Consider the following 20461-nt stretch of genomic DNA (forward strand, 5'->3'; position numbering starts at 1 on the left):
TCATTTTTTAGCAGTTAAGAAACTGCGTTAGTGGAACTTAGCTTTTTGCCATTAAGGATTGGCATAAAGCAAGTTTTCTAACAGAGTCAGTATATGCACCTATGGGCAAAATTGGGAATGAGTAAGTAAAATAGATTTTTTGGTCAAAAAAACAGGAAGGATATAACATCCTTCCTGAGATTGCTTTATTCGTTTAGGCCCAGCACATCTAATCCGATTTCTGCAAGCTTAATTTGACCTTCGATAGTAGGATGAATGTCATCAGGAATCACATAGGTATCTTGATTTTGGCCGAATGCTGCATAAGAATCAGCTAACAGAATATTGCCGTACATAACATTATATAGAGATGCTAAATCTGTGAAATTTTTATTTATACTCGGTAAAATTTGAGAGCTGATAGCATGCAATGGATTATCTAGCTGAAAAGGATTATATACATTGTAAATTACGATTGGCGCGTCAGTTAGTGAACGAGCTTCTTCTATAATAGCTCCAATATTTGCAAACACATTACTTTCTTCAACTTTTTGCTGTAATATGGCCATAAAAGAACCCTGATCACCACCACTTTCTCTTTGAGCAGCCTGCAGTGCCTGGAGCAGGTCATTGTTTCCAATTGTTAATGTAACATAGTCTGCATGCCTTACCGCTTGCCGGTACTTTTGATCTGTTTTCAATGAAGTTAGTAGTTCAGGAGTTGTCCAGCCTGGAATGCCAAGGTTACGAACCTGCAGATCACCATAATCTCCCATTAAGTATGGAAAAGCATCTTTAGATGTTGTCTTGTTATGTTGGTTTAAATTATAACCGTATGGAATTGAATCACCCAGCGATACAAGGGACTCTTTCGCATTACCATTTTTGGCAACTGCAGGAGTTGAGAAAAGCAAACTTGCAACTAAAATGAATACGAGTAACTTAACTATTTTCTTCAAATAAAACACTCCCTTTTATAAACTTGTCTATATTATAATTCATTCCTATCGATTAATCTGTCGAAAGTTAGTATGATTGAAAAATAATTTACATTAGAATGTCGTTAAGGTGAGAGATGAATTATCGGCAACGCGAAATTCAGATTAGTAATACAGATCCTCATTCCGCTAAAAGGGAGAAAAGCTGTTATAAGGGGGATGAAGTGGATCCTGGTTCCGCTAAATGCACAAAATCAATGATATTTGAGGTTAAATAACGTAAATAACGGAACGAGGATCCTAAATCATGCTCCAAACGATGGAATTGTAAGGAATAACGGAACGAGGATCCAGCAAGGTTAGCAATATGTAGATCCTCATCCATGCTTGCTAAGCATCCTTCAACGAATGCCAAGTTTTTCAAATCGTTAACTAGCTTCTTCGTCTTGTTTCTTTTTCTTCTTTTCAGAAGCCTTGTTGTCATTATTTTTAATCGTGCTTTCACCGTTAAACGTACCACCATCATCAATAATAATACCTTTTGTTGTTGCACTGCCTGATAATTTACCACTTGGCTGGACATGTACTTTTTCAGAAGTGTATAAATCTCCATTTACTTCACCGGCTATGATAATGTTCTTTCCTTTGATGGTTGGTTCAACATAGCCATCTTTCCCAATAAAAACATCACCGGCACAATCAACTTCACCATAAATTTTTCCATCAATACGCAGGCTTGATGGGTGTTTGATCTTTCCTTCAATTACTGTCCCTTGCCCAATAATTGTATCAACAATCTTTTGCTGTTTTTCTTTTTTCATATACAGTTTCCTTTCTCGAAGTTGTTACTTATTTATTAAATATAGTCATATAAGGATAAGGGTCAACTGGTTTTCCATTTTCCAAAATTTCGTAATGGAGATGGGGGCCTGTACTTCTCCCGGTACTGCCTATAGATCCGATATTATCTCCTTTTTTCAAGTTGTCACCTTGTTTCACCTTAATTTCTGAAAGATGGCTGTAAAGGGTTACGAACTTATCTGAATGTCGAACTTTAATCGTATTTCCATATCCGCCATAGTATTTAGCCAAAGTTACAGTTCCATCAGCACCTGCATAAACAGGAGTACCAGTACTTCCTCTAATATCAATTCCGGTATGTAGGGAAGATGATCTATTAAATGGATCACTACGCGGTCCAAACTCTGATGAAATACTATGTGAGCTTGACGGCCAGATGGTTGGGGTATGTTTAAGCTCCTTGTTTGTTTGTTCCATTTCGTCAATTGTTTTTTTATAGTGCTTAACGAACTCGCTTTGTTTCATTTCATTTTCCGGTATTTGTATATCAATTCCGCCACTAGGCCCTAAACTAACAGGTAGTTCTGTCATAGATTCTCTCATCTGGGATTCCAACAGTTTTAATTCCTTCATTTTAGCTTGTACTTTAGCCGTTTTTTGCTCCATGCTATCAACTTTTGTCTGTAATCCATCAACTTTGTTCGTTTGAATAGTTAAATCAGCAGCTAGATGATTATTCATCTGTTGTTTCTGGTTCGTTTCGTTGAAAAAATAAAATGAAAGTATTATTGGGATAATAGCTATAAACGATACGATATATACAATTTTTCTTGGTAGCTGAAACCGAGTGACAACCTTATTAGCGTCATTTGATAGAATGGTGAAGGTCAGTGTTTTCATTTTCCGCTTCAATGTTTATTATCACTCCTTAAATAATTCCTTGCTAAGTTAAATTGACAATTTGCAAGCCTTTGCTTTGTAAATACTTAATTATCTGTGGTAATGCCTCTATTACAGCTTCTGATTCGTGAAGCAAGATAATTGATCCGGATGTTTTTGTGCCCTGGACAGAGCTGACTATTTCTTTTGGGTCATTGCTTTTCCAATCTTTCGGATCGTTATTCCAAAGCACCATTTTTCCTTGATGCTCATTAATTAAATCTATTGTTAGTTGGTTCATATCACCATATGGTGGTCTAAATAGATCAACCTCTTCATTCGTTATGTCTTCAATTAATTGTATTGTTTGAATTAATTCATTTTCCTGTTGTTCATAAGAGAGGCTTGATACATGTACGTGATTCGTTGAATGCGTACCAATAGAAAAGCCTTCTGAGTTCACGTACTTCACATAAATTGGATGTTTTTTAACATTTTGTCCAATAAAAAAGAATGTCCCACCAACCTGAAAGTCATCTAATATATCAACAATTTCCTTGGAAAATTTTGAAGGACCATCATCAAATGTAAGTGCTACGCTACCTTCTGGGATGCTGTATGTTAGAGCATCATTAAGCTCTACAGAGGGAATACTGGACTTTGACTGTTCAGAAGGGGTAACCTCTGTTGAACTAGTAATTGGATGTTTGCGTTTTATATCTTGTTTTGTATTCAATTCGCTGTTGGTCGTTTCTGCATTAGCGGTTGGTTTCTCATCAGACAGATTTTTTAAAGCTTGACTTGAATAACTGAATAGAATAGTAGATATGATGCCAACTAAAGCAACAGCCGCCCATGTCATTTTGTGCTTGGGCTTTTTTAGTTTGGGTACATCTTGCTTTGGTGCTTGTTCTAGCTCAACGCTTTCCAACTGATTAAAAGATAGACAGGCTATGTTTTCAATGTCCTCTGTTTTTTGGATAAGTTTAATCTCATGTAATGCTTTCACATATTCTTCTGAGCAGGCAAAATAAACCTTATCACTTTGATCTCGATATGTTCTCGTTAAAAAACTAACGTAACACTTTCTGATGGGGTCCCAGGAGCTATAAAAGGATAATCTGTGTTTATAATGTTTGTCAGAGGTGGTTATTTCCTTTAAACTCTCAGCTGTATTATTAGTAACTTTCCAAATGAGCTCAGTATCCTGTTCGAATGATAATTTCACCCGTAAAAATGATTGTTCTGCGTTGGTTTCAATGTCTATTAGTTCGATTAGTTTTCCATGGTAGACTGACATGGCTGCCTCCTTTTTTTATTAGTAGAAGTTTGCAACCCGATTGGTTAGTCTGATGAATCAGCTGATTCTGGTGAAGTATTGGCGGCGGTAGTCTTTGGAGAGAAAGAAAAGGACATCCGCTCGGTAAAGTCGTTAATGGTCTGCATTAATTCAGCTTTTTCATCGGTAATTTTTTCGTATTGTTCATTGTATTTTTTGTTTTCTATTTCTAGATTTCTAACTTTTTCTTCCAGTTCTTTAATCTTTAACATGCTCTGGTATTGAGCATTCGTAGATTCCTCATTTAGCTTGTTGTATTTATTGCTTTCTGTTTCAAGATCATTGGAGATTTTCTCATATTCGCTGTTAGAAGTACTTTGGTATTCTTTGTAGTCCTCAAGAAGCTGATCATAACTCATTTGTTTATTCGTAAGGTTACCTTCTAGCTCGCGAATTTCCTTATTTTTATCTTGTATAAGCTGATCTTTTTTAACTTCGTCATGCTTGTAACGATTAATGGTTTCATTCGCTGTATGTAATTGATCTTTTAGCCCATTATTTTTGTAAAGTATCAGCTCCCTGTCCTTTAGCATGTTTTCTAAAGAAACAATTAAATCTGAAGCTATCTTATCCTGGTTATCCTTTGAGAATAAATGTTTGTTCTCAGGTGTGTCTGTTTGCTCAGGTTCCTCATGATTGTTTGGCTGCTGTTTTTCCGTTACTTCAGAAGAGGGGTGCTCTTCAAGACTTGCCTGTTCCGGCTGATTTTGATTAGATAAAACACCTTTCAACCAGCCCATTGACTTTTTTTCCGTATCCTTGGTCACGCTATCATCTCCTATTTAAAAAAGTTCGACTCTTCTTATATCGACTGTTTTCGCAACAATTTTAGGGTTATGCATAAAAACGAGGCTGGGACATAAATAAAATCTCTACTTTAAAGACGAATAATAACAGGATAGGTTATTTAGAACGTTCATTATCAATGGTTGAATCTAATATGTAATTGAAATAAACTGCGACATACTGTGGAAATATTTTTTAGCCTTTTTTCCAGTTCTAAAGAGGGTAGAGTGCTTTGACTCGTTTCGGCAGAATACTTCGCTTTCCATGGGCACGACTTCAGCCTCCTCGTGACGCTCAGAACGCTCCTTCCGGGGTCTTCGGAACGTGCTGTTCCCATAGGAGTCTATGTATTCCGCCTCCACTGATTAAGATGTCACTGTGAAGGTCCATAGCTGGAATAAAAAAAACTGCACGTATCTGAAATATTTGCTAATTGTTAGGATAAAGTGAGTACAATCCAGCGGAGGAAATACACGTAGACTCCTGTGGGAGCTTGTGCCTAGATAGACTACGCAGCGACGTAGGAGCAAGGAGGCTCATCAGCCGCCCTAGGTGCGCGAAGTGTATTTCCGGAGCGGTATAATAGCACTCAAACTTTTTTAAAAGTATGTGGCAGTTTATTTCTAATCAACAACAAAAACCCGAACTGATTCAAATTCTATTTCAAGAATTTTGAATCACGGGTTTTACTTTGACTAAATACTTTTGTCCCAGCCACGTCCTAAATTGCTTCTATTTAATTCGTGGTTGATTCCTCATTACTACGTTCGGCTTCCGTTTTATTAATAACAGATGTACCGACTAAGTCACCGGTGACATTTAGTGCTGTAGCGCCCATGCCAACAAGAACGTCTATTGCAGTCAGTAATCCCACTGCTTCCATTGGCAGTCCTAACTGTGCAAACACGGTAGCAATCATAATAATTCCAGCACCTGGTACACCTGCTGTACCAACGGATGCTAATGTACCGATTAATACAACTTGAAGCATGTCAGCAATACTCAGTGGATCACCAATAATATTGGCGGCAAATGCTGCAGATACAGCTATGCGTATTGCAGCCCCATCCATGTTAATAGTGGCTCCTAATGGCAAGCTAAATCCATATAGGCTCTTGGTTAGCTTCAGGTTCTTCGCAGCATCAAGCGTTAATGGTAATGTACCTGAACTGCTTTGCGTCACAAAGGCGGTAATCATAGGTGTACGTGCCTGTGTGAAGAATTCTTTTAGGTTTACTTTTGATAAAATCATAAAGATTATATAAAAAACAATCTGAACAATTAACGCAATATAGAGGACAACAATCATGTTACCTAACTCTAATAGTGTATTTAAACCTTGGTTACCAACGATCTCTGCAACTATAGCGAAGATCCCGATTGGGACGTATTGAATAATGACCTTCATAATATTCAATGTAGCTTCATTCAGCCCGTTAACTACTTTATACACACTTTCCCCAAGTTCTGCATGCTCTTTGGATGACCTTAAAGCAGATATAGCAATTCCAAACGCGATTGCAGTGAAAATAATACCGAGCAGATTTAGGTTACTAAACGCTGTTATAATATTCTCAGGAACAATATTTAGGATAACACTTGTGACACCCGGGTTATCAGGAACCTCAAATTCTTCATTTGTATCTAGTGTCATCCCAGTCCCGGGATCGAGAATACTTGCAACAGATATTCCAACAGTAATTGCCAATGCGGATGTTAACAGGTAATACAGAAATACCTTTCCACCCATACGCCCTAGATTAGCCAGCCTGGTTTGATTTACTCCGACGATTAACGTAAATAAAATGAGTGGTACGATAACGAATTTAAGTAATCGAATTAGTAAATCTCCAAAAGGAGCTAAGACAGCTGCTTCCTTGCCAAATAATAAACCGACAATAACGCCAAGAATAAGTGCGACAGTAATTTTTAGGATAAGTGAAGCATTGATATAGCCTTTCCATATTGTATTCATAAAATGCCCTCCTTTAAAGCAGGTTTCTTTTGGCAGTTAAGAAAGTATAACTACTTTCTTACTGCATAAGTGCAACTATGGTATTCACCAAAAAGCATGGCGAATGCCAAGTTTTCTAAATAAAGTATTATTCCTATAAAATTTATCGGAATTTATTTTAACATACAGCACTCACATAATACTGTCAAAGTCCATGCTTAAGTAGGAAGGGCTAAAGAAATGAGGATCAGAGAAGAATTGACTTCTTAGATCCTCGTTAAAATGTTATCGTTATTTTTGGATGAACATCTGTGACCAGTAATCGCCACTTTCCGTATGACCTACTCCAATATGTGTGAAGCTTTCATTCAATATATTTTCACGGTGCCCTTGACTGTTCATCCAGGCATCGACAACCTGTTGAGGTGACTGCTGCCCACGAGCGATGTTTTCACCAGCTGATTGATAAGAAACACCTGCATTCTTCATCATATCGAAAGGGGATCCATATGTTGGACTGTTGTGTGAAAAATAACCATTAGATTGCATGTCCCGAGCTTTATTTCTGGCTACGTTGCTTAGTTTTTTGTGTGCCTTTAACGGGGAGAGCCCTTGATTACTTCTTTCCTGATTTGTTAACTTGATGACATTTGACGTAAACTCATTTTGCCCTTGTTGTGGCTGTGTTTGGTTTGCCTCATCTTCTGTCTGCTGGTCTTGCTCTTGTTGCGTTTGTCCTTCTTGTCCTTGATTTCGCTGTTGCTGATCTCGTCTAAGTTGCCCTTGATCCTGTCGATCTAATCCTTGTCGACTCTGTTCACGCTGGTTCCAATTTTTATCATCTTCTCCTAAACCAAACATGTCGATATTGAAATTACCCTGGTTCTGCTGATTTTCTATTTGGTCTGTCTGAAGGTCTCCACTGGATTCATCTGTCTTGGTAAAAGAGATAGCATCTTCTTCACTCGGATCGTTATTTGAAGCATCTTCATTATTATTGGTAGTGTTACATGCAGCCAGTAATAAGAAGAGTATACTTATTAATACTACGAAAAGTTTATTAAATTTCATGTTATAAGCCTCCTTTGCTCATTGTCTTTATTAATTTGTGCTTTTATTTAATAAATATATATGGGAAATTAAAGCAAATGGAGGACTTTTAATGTCTAGTTCCGTTTGTTAGGCAGTTTATCGGCAGGATCGCCTCGGCCTTGTTGTTTCTTGTTGTGTGTCTATCCTTTTTCTTGGCAGTTAAGAAAGTATAAATACTTTCTTACTGCATAAGTGCAACTAAGGCTTATCTACATTAAGGCTTGGCGTAAGCCAAGTTTTCTAAGTTTCATTAAACTTTTTCACAAAATTATGTGTGTCATCCATCTATTATCCTCCTAACTTTTCGTTAAGTTGTGCAAGCTGGGCGTCAAATTCATTTTCCGTGTCATTCAGAGCGAAAACCCGAGCTGTTTCATTCTGATCACTAACATGCTGAATGTAGACTTGTTTTCCGTTATAGGTAACGTTTTTCATATCTGCTGATTGGGCTATTTCTTCGGCTCGTTGTCTGTTCATTGTTCACTTACTCCTTTCTTATGGGCCATCTTCAAATAAGCCTTCTAAGTCAACTTGTTGTTCATGATCCATTTCATCAAGCGGGAAGACAGTTGCTGTTTCGCTATCTTCGTTTATTCCTTGTATATAGACCGGTATCCCATGGTATTTTACGTTTATCATTGCAAATGAATCAATAATTTCCTGTGCCCGATTACTGTCCATGATAGTTCTCCTTTCTGAATTGCTTAATCTTATTTTTTGCTTTGGGAAAGGGAATATACGAGGATGAAATAACCATTTTTAAGTTTGTATTTGCATTTGTTTTGACGTAAAATTTAATCTGGATTTAAAATGTTTCAGCGTTCGGACATGGAGGTGCAGCTTTGTTAGGCAAATTTTTTCAAAAATTTTATTATGGCTGGTTTATTGTTTTTATTGGCGGGCTGGGAATCTTTTTTTCAGGGCCTGGTCAAACATATTCCATCTCATTATTTATTGACCAGTACATAAATGATTTTGGCTGGTCTCGAACGGAGGTGTCCGGCTTATACTCATCAGCGACACTTGTCGCTGGGTTAACAATGATGTTTGTTGGTCGGTTTATTGATCGATTTGGCCAGCGGTTCATGATGGTAACAGTTGGGATTGTCTTTGCGGTGGCTTGTTTCTTCAACAGTGCAGTTACGAACATGTTTATGCTTGCGATTGGTTTCTTTTTAGTGAGACTGTTGGGTCAAGGCACAATGTCACTTATTCCCAATACCCTTGTGGCTCAATGGTTTGTTAAAAAGAGAGGTCGGGCATTCAGTTTTATGACGATGGGCAGTTTCATTAGTGCGATGCTGCTGCCAATTATTAATTCCTGGCTCATTCAAACATGGGATTGGCAGTTTGCGTGGAGATTCTGGGGAGTGTCGTTGCTTGTCATATTTGTTCCAATTGCTCTGTTTGGGGTCCGCAATCGCCCAGAAGTAATGGGACTGGAACCGGACGGGACAAATGAGGCCGATGACGAGAACTCAGAACCAGTTATCGGAACAACTCTACCTGAATCGGAAAAAGATTGGACATTAAAAGAAGCGATGCGTACTTGGGCTTTTTGGGGCATTCTGGTTAGTGTCAGCATTCCATCAATGATAAATACAGGCATTACGTTTCACATTATTTCCATCTTTGATTCGAATGGCCTTTCTCCAGGTGTTGCTGCAATGGTGTTAAGTTTAATGGCTATTGTTGGCCTTCCGATGTCGCTAGTTTCAGGATTTATCACCGAAAAAATACAGACGAATTATTTGTTAGCAAGTGTCTTTGTAATCGAAATGATCTTTATGTTAATGCTTTTAATCACAAATAGTTTGCTAATGGCGATTTTATTTGGTGCAATTTGGGGTATAGCAAATGGTATTGAGCGGATTGGAATGAATGTTGTCTGGCCTGATTTTTTTGGCAGGAAGTATATCGGCAGCATAAATGGTGTTGGGATGACAATGGTTGTACTTGGGTCATCTTTAGGCCCACTGCCGTTTGGTGCTGGATTTGATTTGTTTCATAACTATACACCTGTTTTGCTTGCTTCACTGACCTTTCCATTAATTGGACTAATTTGTGCAATAACAGCAAGAAAGCCTCAGAAAGACAAGTTAAAAGCGGTGTAAAAAGTAGGATATGTTAAAATAAGTGTATAAAATTTAATTAAGCGGTGAATATGATGTTAAAGGATACTGGAGAACGCGTTATTCCCGAAAAGATGAAAATAACTAACGAGTTGTTAATTGAACATGTGGCAAGATATCATTTTGCCAGTGATTTTGTTCATGGACGTGTACTGGACTTTGCAAGTGGCGCTGGTTATGGAACGCATATCATCGCAAAGAAATGTAAGGATAAAGTAAGTGAAGTTGTGGGAGTCGATATTGATACTGAAGCAGTGAAATACGCACAGGGTACTTTTTATCATCCGTTATCCACTTTTATAGAAGGTGATGTGACAGATTCAACAGTACCAGACAAATTGGGGCAATTTGACTGTGTTCTCAGCTTTGAAACTATTGAACATGTAGAAGAAGAAAGCCAATTTTTAGCTAATATTTACGAAATGCTAAGGCCAGGGGGCACACTTATCTTATCAACCCCTTTTGGTGAAGGGCGTGGTGTTGCATGTGGTTCACCATTTCACATCCATCAGTTGAGGATTGATGAGTTTAGAAATTTGTTTCCGGAGTATACAACCAAGGAATTCTATTTTCAAAAAGGTGCGTTAATCAAGCCGGCAGACTTTGAAGCAGCAGAGAAATTACCGCTTGGGTTAGTTATTTGCAGAAAATAAGAAAAAATTGGTATTCGTTAAAGGGGTTCTATGAAAGCGTATTTTGCTTTCTTAGAACCCTTTATAATCTGGAGTGCAAACATTAATAGCAAGCGCCGTAACTGCTAATAAAAGCCTACCTTTAGGAAGACTAAAGGTAGGCTTAAAGTTTGTTTACTTAGAGATTAGTACCTGACCAACAGTACCATCATCACTTTGACCAGTTACACGGAATTTCAAACCGTATTCTGGAACATTACGTCCAGCGTCTACAAGACCTGGATTACTCCAGTCAGCACTGTCATCGAATAATGGTGTACGTTTCGTGTAGTTGTCTGTCATCGTAACACCTAGTAGGTCAGTGTAATCTAAGAACATTTTACTGCTTTTATCCAGGCTGAATGCCGCATCGTTTAATTGATAACGGGAAGCTCCAACTGCTCCATCGCTCCAGTAAGTAGCATGCTGGTCAGCATCAACAACACCAAGGAATCCATCACCTGGGTGAGTGCCAGTCCAGTTGTTGTCGTATGACTCATCGACATACCATACAAGTAGTCCTTGATCATAGCTCATTAAGCTAGCCCCACGGCGGATGTTTGCTAAACCTTCATCCACACCGTTGTGTGATCTCCACTCAAGCAAGTAATAATGATCTGTTTTATACTTACCATCATGCTTAACGAATCCGTTTAATTCAAATTTAGGTTCTGCTTCAGCACCGTCAGATAATACTTCACTTCCGTCTGCTGTCACTGTTACATTATCAGCAAAGAATCCATCAAGGTTTGTAGCCCAGTCTGACATGGAACGGAATTGAAGCTGAATTTCCTGTCCGGCATACTGGCTTATATCGATTGTTTCATGAACCCAACCGTCACTTGAACCAGTGTAACCAGGAAGATTTGCTTCAATTGCAGGATATCCACCTTCAGCTAGTGTTGAACTAGTTCGTTCACTTGATAGTGATTCCCAGGTTTCGCCACCATCTGTTGAAACCTGAACCATTGCATAATCCCAATCCTGCTCAATGTTATACCAAGCATCGAAATCGAGTGTTGCATTTGTTGCCCCTGTTAAGTCAACAGTTGTTGTCATATTGTGGTCAACTTCATTACCTTTGCCACCATAATATTCAAACTCACCTTCTGCAGGTGTGTTCAACACATTTAATTTTTTTGGCAGGTCGACGCGAACTGTATCATTGTTGGTACCTTTTGTTACAGCCTCATCTAGAAGGGCACTAGTACCTTCGGATGTGACTTCGTCTGAATGAAGTGTAGATCCGCTTAACCAGTTGCCACCATGATTAGCTTGCAGCATTTCTTTTGCAAAAGGGCTCATTCCAGGAGGTTCTGTTCCAGGTACATCTCCAGCCCAGCTGCCGCTTGCCATAAGTGACCAATATGCTACAGCTTCCCCAGCTCCACTGTATACAGTGTCATACTCATCAGGTAGACCTAAGTCATGTCCATATTCGTGAGCAAATACACCAGCAGCGCCATCTTCCGGTTCGATTGTATAATCATAAGCCCCTAGCAGACCGCCGAAACGATCACTATCAGATGTGGCACCAGGAACTGCAGTTAACTGCCCAAGGTTCCAGCGGTGAGACCAGATTGCGTCGCCACCAAGTGAGCCGCCACCAGCTTCTTCACCAACACCAGCATGGATAACCATTAAATGGTCAATAATTCCGTCTGGCTCAGCTTTTACTCCATCACCATCATAATCAGCGCGATCCCAAACATCGTATTCGCTTAAATCAATGCTTTCATCCTGAGCTGCTTTTGTAAGTGCTTCATAAACTAACTCACGAGGGCGAGCATCACTGCCATCAGGAGCTGGAACGTTTCCGCCATAGTAAGCAGCAGGGTTTTCAGCTGTATACCAGCCAGCTACATTACCTTCAACAGTATAACTTCCACCAGATTGTTGTTCATAATATTGCTTCATAGAGGTGAAATTTTCGCCATTAGGGCCTTCATATCCGTCATCACCAAAAATCATGTCCTGGAAATGCTGGGTTGGATAATTCTCATACCACATATCCGTTTCCTCTGGTGTGATCGAGCTTTTTTCATAATCAGGAAAGTCAATTGCAAGTACTAGAACTTTGTCTTTACGAACTTCCCCGTTATAGCTCTCCTCTTCAACAGAGTCAACCTCACCCTGTTTAGCTTGTCCTAGTTTGTTACCTTCTCCATTTTTTAGAGGATTGTTGTTATTATTCTTTGAATCTTTCATATTCGTATCAAGGCCATTTGGCAGATCATCTTTAGTCTTATTAGCACCTTTTGCTTTACTCTTTAAGTATTTTTGCAGTGCCTTTTGAGCCTCTGCAGGTGATGCATCTTTAGCAATGGTTCCATTTTCTTTTAGCATCTTGATTAACTTCTCATCATTAGCCATTCCTGGATCAAAGGATGATCCTTGTGATGATTGAACTTTAGTAGATAGATTAGATCCGGTTTCGTTTGTAGAGATTGTATCAGCACTTACTGCACTAAAACCTAGTGAAAGTGCTAACGTTGTCGAAAGAATTAGTCCCTTCTTCTTCATACGATGAATTGCCTCCTAAGTATTGTAGTGATTTTTTATAAATTTATTAATCAAGACCTCCTTCCAAATCTATTGAAATAGTAAAAAAATTGTAAGAGTAATTTAATAGTATATTCATAATTGAATATTGTAAATATTATAAACAGATTATGACAAATAAGGGGTTATAAGACCTAATTCTGACGTAGGTAATAAGGGTTAATTTTGTGTAATGTAATGGGTTTAAAGTCATGCTTTAGAACATTGACTTTTCAAAAGAAAAATAATGTTAGAGATAATATAGTGTCGAGAGGAAGATATATATAGTGGGATATGATGTAATAGTAGTTGGGGCTGGTCTTGCTGGTTTGGTGGCTACTGCAGAGATAGCTGACGCTGGCAAAAAAGTGCTGTTGCTGGATCAGGAACCTGAAGCTTCGTTTGGAGGGCAGGCTTGGTGGTCGTTTGGTGGTTTGTTTTTGGTTGATTCGCCAGAACAGCGCCGAATGGGAGTAAAGGACTCCAAAGAACTTGCTTGGCAGGATTGGCTTGGTACAGCAGGATTTGATAGAGAAGATGATGAAGACTATTGGGGGAGAAAATGGGGTGAAGCTTATATGGACTTCGCAGCTGGTGAAAAGCGTGCATGGCTTCGTGAAATGGGTGTAAAGTTCTTTCCGGTAGTTGGCTGGGCTGAACGTGGTGGATATGATGCTGAAGGGCATGGTAATTCGGTGCCACGCTTTCATATTGTATGGGGAACAGGTCCTGGAATTGTTGCTCCTTTTGAACGACGCGTTCGCGAACACATGAAAAATGGCCTGGTCGAGTACATGCCACGCCATCGTGTGGATAACCTTGTTACGAGTAATGGTGCTATTGTTGGCGCAGGAGGGGCTGTTCTCGCTCCGAGTTCTGCCGGGCGAGGTGAGGAAAGTTCACGTGAAATTATTGATGACTTTGAATATAGTGCAAGGGCAGTGCTTGTTACCAGTGGTGGAATAGGTGCCAACTTCGATTTGGTTCGAAAAAATTGGCCAGATCGGCTAGGCAAACCACCTGAAAATATGATTTCCGGTGTCCCAAAGCATGTTGATGGGCGGATGCTTTCTATTACAGAAGAAGCTGGTGGCAGAGTTGTTAATCGCGATCGCATGTGGCACTATACGGAAGGGATAAAAAATTGGAACCCTGTATGGAATAAACACGGGATACGCATTCTGCCTGGGCCATCGTCACTATGGCTGGATGCAACCGGAAAAAGATTGCCAGCACCAAATTTTCCAGGTTTCGATACACTCGGGACCTTGGATACGATTCAAAAAACAGGTTACAGCTATTCCTGGTTTATTCTGACACAGAAAATAATTGAACGTGAATTTGCCCTATCAGGTTCAGAACAAAACCCTGATTTAACGGGGAAAAGCATTAAAAAAGTATTGAGCAGAGTATTGCCTGGTCCAACCTCTCCGGTGAAGGCATTTATGGACAAGGGTGAGGACTTCGTTGTTGCTGATAATATTGATAATTTAGTAGTTGGCATGAACAAACTGACAGGTGATAAGCTTTTGGATATCGAGGACATTAAACGGCAGGTTGAAGCACGTGACCGTGAAATGGACAATAAATTCACGAAAGATTTACAGATAACAGCTATACGTGGGGCACGTAAATACTTAGGTGATAAATTAATCCGAGTTGCTTCTCCCCACAAATTATTGGATAAGAAAAACGGACCACTAATTGCAGTTCGGTTGAATATCCTTAGTCGTAAAACATTGGGTGGTCTGCAGACTAATTTGTCTGGTCAAGTTTTAAGTGAAACAGTTGAGGCAATTCCTGGCCTATACGCTGCAGGCGAGGTTGCTGGATTTGGTGGTGGCGGATTACACGGCTACCGCGCACTTGAGGGGACCTTCTTAGGTGGATGTTTATTCACTGGACGGGAAGCAGGCCGAGCGATAGCAAAAGAATTAAAATAAAAAAGGACTGACTTATATGGCGTAGTTATTAACGCCATTTATAAGTCAGTTTTTAGATTGCCTATACTTTGAGCAATCAGGAATTGTGCTCCATAATACGTAGTCATGATAAGCGATCCTGAATAAGTGATATCTGAAATAAACATGTTCCAAGCAAGAATCGAGTCTGAGATAACAAAGAATATACTGCCTGTAATAGCCCACTTGTTCTTAGTCATTATAGCGGCCCAAGCCATTAAGGAAATTATAATTATGTAAAACAGAACAGGTACCAATAAGGCGTCGTTCCCCTGTGTAACAAGCCCGTCCATTAACTCTTTGCCAATTAATAGGCCGTACAATATTAATAGTATGATTGTACCAAACCTGATTCTAGAGAATTTCCAGCAGCTGAAAAAAGCTGCCATATAAAAAAGGTGCCCGATAAGAAAAGCGGTCAGCCCGATAACAAACCATTTCTCTAACAATCCGTCTCCGAGCATACAGAAAAATAAACCTATCAAGACTAGCCAATGCGTAAATGATCTTTTGGATGGGAATTGCAGATAGGCATAACAAATAATTAGCCACATTGGGATTAACTTGAAGACAATTTGATCAGAAAAGAAAAATATATAGAGTATACTCATTAATAGGATAAGTACAGGTAAGCCATATTTTTTCAATAAACTCACATCCTTATATGGTAATTCTATATATTATTCGATATTACCTTCAAATACTCCTCTTTTTGCAGTTAAAGCTAAGTGCGCTTTCATCTTGCCTTATTATACTTAGCGGACCCGGAATCAGTTTTACTGATTTGTCGGATCCTCATTCCGTTATTTCCTATAAATCGGCTGTTTGGAGCACGTTATGTAATCCTCATTCCGCTATTTGTTCTTCACACCCTCATTTTTCATTGTTTCTGAGCAAATAACGGAACGAGGATTCATCTCATCGCATTTGGGACGGCTTTTCCTCCAATTAACGGAACGAGGATCCGCTCACAAGATTTGTCGGTTCCTCATTCCGCTGATTGGACTCTTCACAAATGCAACAACCCAAACTAAATGCGCTGTTAGTGTTCACTTTCCAATTCTGCCAGTTGATTCATAATTTGCTCAACTACCTGATCAGCAATTTCGGTGGAAATGATATCTTCTTTAGCTAGACGTTCAACAGCTTCGTGCTGTGCGTAAAGGGAATGACGCTCAAGTGTATTGATCTGTTTCTCTCGTAATTCAGGTTGATTCTGGATGAGTTGTTCAATTTTGCTCTGTACAGAATCAAGATTTTCCTGGTATTCATCGATAATCACATCTGTTACAGTATCGGTTATCCGCAGGTTCTTTTTAACCCGTTTAACTTCCTCAATTCCTTTTTCATAACGGTATGCTTGTGCGAGTAATTTTTCATAATCATCGTAGCCGTCATCCTTTTTGTCAACGCCAAGCCAAGCTAGCAGTGGCTGTATCGTAAGCCCCTGAAGGACTAGAGAAAATAAAACTACACTAAAGGCTAATATTAAAATTTCCTCACGCCCCTCGAAGTCTCTTGGCAGGCTGAGAACCAGCGCAATTGATAAGGAACCTTTTAAGCCTCCCCAAGTCAACGTGTGTTTCCAGGTTAGCGGGACAGTTTTTGTGAAAAATAAGCCCGCGTAAACAGCGACAGTTCTACCAGCAAGGACAATTATAATAGCGAGGAAGATTAGTCCCCACATATCAGTTACATCAATTATGGTGATTTCGAGTCCAACCATTAAAAATACCAGGGAGTTTGCAAGCAATGTTACAACATCCCAGAAGTTATTGATATTCAATTTTGTCGTGGGGCTCATCCCGATTTTTGCTCCGTAATTTCCTAAAATCAGTGCAGCAACAACAACAGCAATTACCCCTGATGCATGAATGGTCTCTGCCAGTAAAAAGACTCCATAAAAGAGAATGATACTGAAAATGATTTCCAATGGGTAATCGTCAAAATATCTTGTAATCCTTGAAATGATATATCCAGATGCACCACCAATGATCACGCCCAGGGCAACAACTTTTACAAATTCCCAAGCACCTAAACCTGCCCCTTCAATTCCCATTCCAGCATAGGTGATTAGCGAAAAAGCGGAGATGTTGAATAGCACAACTGCTAACCCATCATTGAATAAACTTTCCCCTTCTATAATGGTAGATAGTCGTTTATTTACACCTAGGTTTTTAAATATCGATAAAACACTGACGGGGTCCGTAGCACTCATAACAGCTGCAAATACGAAGGCTGCTGGGACGGAAAACTGTAACAGCCACATGGAAGAAAAGCCGATAACAATAAAAGATAAAAAGGTTCCTCCAAAAGCGAGCATGATAATGGGCCTTTTATTATCGTATAGGTGTGAAAATGGAATCTTTAATGCTGCTTCTCCTAATAAAGCAGGCAAGAACAGCGTAATGACAGCAAAATTAAATACTTCTCCTTCTGTTATAAAACCCTTTAAAGGCTCAAGGACAGGGATGTTAATTAGACCAATGATTGCTCCAATAATGACAAGCGCAATCGGATATGGTTTATTAAATTTCATGGCAATAGCGGTAATCCCCGCTGCAATCATCACCAGTATAAGAGCAAGCGAAAATATATGATGTAAATCCAGTTCCTGCACTATGCTGTTCCTCCTTCATCGAACACTTTTTCATATCATATCACTCATTTTTACCAATTTCATGAAATTTACCATGAGATGTTTCGAAAAAGGCATAAAAAAGAGCCGACGATTAAGAAGTTGACTTCTGGATATAACGATTACAGCTTTATAGTATCCCCTTCTGTAATGTGATTTTTCACTATCGTACCAATAGGCAGCTCAAGTGCTGAATCAGCATTGGGTATTGGTGGGACTACTTTCCATGGTTTTAAATTCGGGATTGCTCTAACTACTTTGTTTGAATGATCAAGAAATACCACATCGATCGGAAACCGCATGAAAAACATGTGAACGGACTTACACCGTGTAATTAAAAGACCTTCATCCGTAAAAGGCTTCTTATAAAACAGAAGTCCTTTTAATCTTGCCCAATAACTATCAGCTACCTTTATTTCAAACGGTAAACTAATTTCCAAAGCTTCCACCCCTCTTATCTTCTTTCGTTCATTATAATGAATTATTCGTTCTAAATAAAAAACAAAATTGTGAGAATGAACGAGATAAAGAACGAAAAACAAAGCAAATTGTTCTTTGTAGAGTTCAAACGAACTAATTTGAGGGTTTGCAAATAAAATCGTTCTGTATATAATTCATTTAAGTTCTTTAAAAAGAACAAAAATACTTAGGAGGAATTTTATATGAATCATTTTATCAGACTTTTCAAGGAAGAAGAAGGGCAAGCATTAACGGAGTATGGATTGTTAGTAGGGTTGATTGCTGTTGCATGTATTGCAGTTATAGTTGCTATTGGACCTGAGTTAGAAAGACTATTTCGTGACATATTGAATGCGTTAAGAGGCGCTTAGTTAGTTTAAATAGCCCTGCTCCGGCGGGGCTGATTTTTCAAAGAAAGGAGTACCAAAAATGACAAATCTAGCAATTATCCTCATCCTAATTATCTCCACCATAACAGATCTTCGCAGCAGGAAAATTCTTAATATAGTAACGATGCCAGCTATTATTTTTGCGCTTATTTATCACCTCATTACAACCGGCCTAGACGGCTTTCTGTTCAGTGGCCAAGGGTTTTTAGTAGGAATCGGGTTGTTATTCATTCCATTTGTAATGGGAGGCATTGGAGCGGGTGATGTAAAACTACTAGCAGCTGTTGGTGCATGGAAAGGGACATTATTTGTTCTTTATACCGGAATATACGCAGGGGTTTTTGGGGGAATTATCGCTTTATTCATCTTAATCAAACGAAAGCAGCTTGTATGGACAGTGAAAAACATGCTTTTCTCGCTATTATTTTTAAAAAGTACAAAAGGGTCACTGGAAATTTCTAATGATACGCAGAACAATGTATCAATCCCATACGCAATTCCAATCGCATTGGGAGCACTCATGACATTTATAATGGAGAGTTATCTATGAAATCACAAAAAGGTCAATCATTAGTAGAAACTGCATTAATATTACCAATCTTGTTGCTCCTGGTGTTTGGGATAACTGATTTCGGGAGGATATTTCATGCTTATTTAACACTTGATCATGCAGGGCGAGAAGCAGCACGAACTGCAGCAATTGGTTCTGCAGACAGTGTTATCGAAGCAAAAATTATCGATGCAACTAGTAGCCTTGATGAAGACAATTTAGGGATTGTGATTACTCCAGGAGGCGAAGCAAACCGAACAAGTGGAAGTGAAGTGAACATTACACTTACATATCCAGTTGATTTTTTAACGCCGGTTATCGGTCAAATTATAGAAGAGTTTGATTTAAAAGACACAACAGTAATGAGGGTGGAATGATGAAGAAAAAATTTAAATTACTTTTTAAAGAACAAAGTGGAATTGCAATGATTTTAGTCGCGCTTTTAATGCTTGTACTAATAGGATTCAGCGCAATTGTGGTGGATGCAGGAGGATTGTATCTTGAGAAAAGCCGTCTGCAAAAATCATTGGATGCTGCAGTACTTGGAGGTGCGCAGGTTTTAACCACATCAGAGGCTAATGCCAAAGCAGTCGCAATAGATATTGCAGCAGATAACGGCTTTACCGTTATTGACAGTGAAGTATCAACCGGTGAAAACTTTATTGAAATACATAAGACGGTTAACAAAGACCTCACCTTTGCTAGAGTATTAGGTTTCGACCAGACAGATGTAGCCGCCAAGGCACGTGCGGAAATTATGAATACGTTAATAGGTGGAGATGGGATAACACCTGTTGGGGTTGAACTTGGAGACGAATGGGAGTTTGCAGATGGAACACCATATGTTATGAATTTTCAGCCTGGGAATGGTGAGAATTCGTCTGTTGGGGGGAACTTTGGTTTTCTTGGGATAGACGGAAATGGAGCACAGGCACTCGCAGATGCGATTTTAAATGGAGCTGATTTTGAAGTTTATGATCCAGATGATCCTGAAAGCTATGAATATGTGGAAACCGAAACAGGAGCAATGGTAGGTCCGGTAAATGATGCCTTTGAAACGCTTATTGAACAGGATGCAGACAAAGAACACTGTCAAACATATGAAACAGCTGATAATACATGCAGTCGTGTCGTAACAGTTCCAATAGTAGAGGAATATACGGAATCGGGTTCTTCAGAAGTAAGGATTGTTGGATTTGCTGCCTTTTGGATTGAATCGGTTCACCATTTTGAACTTAGTGGACGTTTTATCGATTACGTTAGGTCAGGTGAATTCAGTGCTGAAGGTGAGGACTATGGCATTTCCGGAGTAAAGCTTGTTGAATAATAAAATTTTAGTTAAGGAGGTGGGT

General features: G+C 39.1%; 20 protein-coding genes and 1 pseudogene. 7 read left to right on the forward strand and 14 right to left on the reverse strand.

Annotation, left to right across the window (positions count from 1 at the left end):
• Positions 1-185 precede the first annotated feature (185 nt).
• The 10 genes and pseudogenes from BMY13_RS01080 to BMY13_RS01120 all read right to left on the reverse strand — a co-directional run bounded on the left by BMY13_RS01080 (position 186) and on the right by BMY13_RS01120 (position 8449).
• Positions 186-938, reverse strand: a complete 753-nt coding sequence (locus BMY13_RS01080; RefSeq protein ID WP_092501857.1) for an SGNH/GDSL hydrolase family protein — start codon at positions 936-938, stop codon at positions 186-188.
• Between the two features lie 407 nt (positions 939-1345).
• Complete coding sequence (locus BMY13_RS01085; protein WP_092491172.1) at positions 1346-1738, reverse strand: bactofilin family protein; 393 nt, start codon at positions 1736-1738, stop codon at positions 1346-1348.
• A gap of 28 nt (positions 1739-1766) precedes the next feature.
• Entirely contained in the window at positions 1767-2630 is an 864-nt protein-coding gene (locus tag BMY13_RS01090; protein ID WP_092491173.1) for a M23 family metallopeptidase, read from the reverse strand.
• Positions 2631-2661: 31 nt separating this feature from the next.
• Complete coding sequence (locus tag BMY13_RS01095; RefSeq protein ID WP_092501859.1) at positions 2662-3897, reverse strand: polysaccharide deacetylase family protein; 1236 nt, start codon at positions 3895-3897, stop codon at positions 2662-2664.
• Between the two features lie 44 nt (positions 3898-3941).
• Complete coding sequence (locus BMY13_RS01100) at positions 3942-4703, reverse strand: AAA family ATPase (RefSeq protein WP_092501861.1); 762 nt, start codon at positions 4701-4703, stop codon at positions 3942-3944.
• Between the two features lie 755 nt (positions 4704-5458).
• Positions 5459-6697, reverse strand: coding sequence for a dicarboxylate/amino acid:cation symporter (locus BMY13_RS01105; protein WP_092501863.1), 1239 nt, complete (start codon positions 6695-6697; stop codon positions 5459-5461).
• A gap of 270 nt (positions 6698-6967) precedes the next feature.
• Positions 6968-7747 carry a CAP domain-containing protein gene (locus BMY13_RS01110; protein WP_092501865.1) on the reverse strand — a complete coding sequence of 260 codons (780 nt, stop codon included), beginning with the start codon at positions 7745-7747 and terminating at the stop codon, positions 6968-6970.
• Between the two features lie 95 nt (positions 7748-7842).
• Positions 7843-7905: pseudogene (locus tag BMY13_RS20025) on the reverse strand (hypothetical protein); the annotation flags it as partial.
• Between the two features lie 151 nt (positions 7906-8056).
• Complete coding sequence (locus tag BMY13_RS01115; protein ID WP_092501867.1) at positions 8057-8245, reverse strand: H-type small acid-soluble spore protein; 189 nt, start codon at positions 8243-8245, stop codon at positions 8057-8059.
• A gap of 18 nt (positions 8246-8263) precedes the next feature.
• Positions 8264-8449 (reverse strand): H-type small acid-soluble spore protein, encoded by a 186-nt coding sequence (locus tag BMY13_RS01120; protein WP_092501869.1) that lies wholly within the window; start codon positions 8447-8449, stop codon positions 8264-8266.
• A 161-nt stretch (positions 8450-8610) separates the two neighbouring features.
• On the opposite strand from BMY13_RS01120, the gene BMY13_RS01125 reads away from it, so the two are divergent.
• Positions 8611-9882, forward strand: a complete 1272-nt coding sequence (locus BMY13_RS01125) for an MFS transporter (protein WP_092501871.1) — start codon at positions 8611-8613, stop codon at positions 9880-9882.
• A gap of 53 nt (positions 9883-9935) precedes the next feature.
• Positions 9936-10553, forward strand: a complete 618-nt coding sequence (locus BMY13_RS01130) for a class I SAM-dependent methyltransferase (protein ID WP_092491181.1) — start codon at positions 9936-9938, stop codon at positions 10551-10553.
• 153 nt (positions 10554-10706) lie between these two features.
• On the opposite strand, the gene BMY13_RS01135 is transcribed toward BMY13_RS01130, so the two are convergent.
• Positions 10707-13094 carry an immune inhibitor A domain-containing protein gene (locus tag BMY13_RS01135; protein ID WP_092501873.1) on the reverse strand — a complete coding sequence of 796 codons (2388 nt, stop codon included), beginning with the start codon at positions 13092-13094 and terminating at the stop codon, positions 10707-10709.
• A gap of 305 nt (positions 13095-13399) precedes the next feature.
• Here BMY13_RS01135 and BMY13_RS01140 point away from each other — a divergent pair, with 305 nt between their 5' ends.
• Positions 13400-15055, forward strand: a complete 1656-nt coding sequence (locus BMY13_RS01140) for an FAD-binding dehydrogenase (protein WP_092501875.1) — start codon at positions 13400-13402, stop codon at positions 15053-15055.
• 38 nt (positions 15056-15093) lie between these two features.
• Here BMY13_RS01140 and BMY13_RS01145 read toward each other — a convergent pair whose 3' ends face one another.
• From BMY13_RS01145 to BMY13_RS01155, 3 genes are all read right to left on the reverse strand, one after another.
• A complete protein-coding gene (locus tag BMY13_RS01145) occupies positions 15094-15729 on the reverse strand; it encodes a lysoplasmalogenase (RefSeq protein ID WP_342728091.1) in 636 nt (211 codons plus the stop codon).
• A 386-nt stretch (positions 15730-16115) separates the two neighbouring features.
• Positions 16116-17693: a cation:proton antiporter gene (locus tag BMY13_RS01150; RefSeq protein ID WP_092501877.1), complete on the reverse strand. Its 1578-nt coding sequence runs from the start codon at positions 17691-17693 to the stop codon at positions 16116-16118.
• 140 nt (positions 17694-17833) lie between these two features.
• On the reverse strand, positions 17834-18160 hold the full coding sequence (locus BMY13_RS01155; protein WP_092491185.1) for a DUF192 domain-containing protein: 327 nt from the start codon (positions 18158-18160) through the stop codon (positions 17834-17836).
• 213 nt (positions 18161-18373) lie between these two features.
• On the opposite strand from BMY13_RS01155, the gene BMY13_RS01160 reads away from it, so the two are divergent.
• From BMY13_RS01160 to BMY13_RS01175, 4 genes are read left to right on the forward strand one after another with little or no spacing between them, the layout of a single operon-like run.
• Positions 18374-18541: a Flp family type IVb pilin gene (locus tag BMY13_RS01160; protein WP_092491186.1), complete on the forward strand. Its 168-nt coding sequence runs from the start codon at positions 18374-18376 to the stop codon at positions 18539-18541.
• 58 nt (positions 18542-18599) lie between these two features.
• On the forward strand, positions 18600-19109 hold the full coding sequence (locus tag BMY13_RS01165; RefSeq protein WP_092501879.1) for an A24 family peptidase: 510 nt from the start codon (positions 18600-18602) through the stop codon (positions 19107-19109).
• Positions 19106-19486, forward strand: coding sequence for a TadE/TadG family type IV pilus assembly protein (locus tag BMY13_RS01170; RefSeq protein WP_092491188.1), 381 nt, complete (start codon positions 19106-19108; stop codon positions 19484-19486). Before BMY13_RS01165 ends, BMY13_RS01170 begins: the two co-directional genes overlap by 4 nt.
• Entirely contained in the window at positions 19486-20436 is a 951-nt protein-coding gene (locus BMY13_RS01175; RefSeq protein WP_175476682.1) for a TadE/TadG family type IV pilus assembly protein, read from the forward strand. Before BMY13_RS01170 ends, BMY13_RS01175 begins: the two co-directional genes overlap by 1 nt.
• The last annotated feature ends 25 nt before the right edge of the window (positions 20437-20461 follow it).

It is taken from the genome of Virgibacillus subterraneus (assembly GCF_900110695.1).
GTDB lineage: Bacteria > Bacillota > Bacilli > Bacillales > Amphibacillaceae > Lentibacillus > Lentibacillus subterraneus.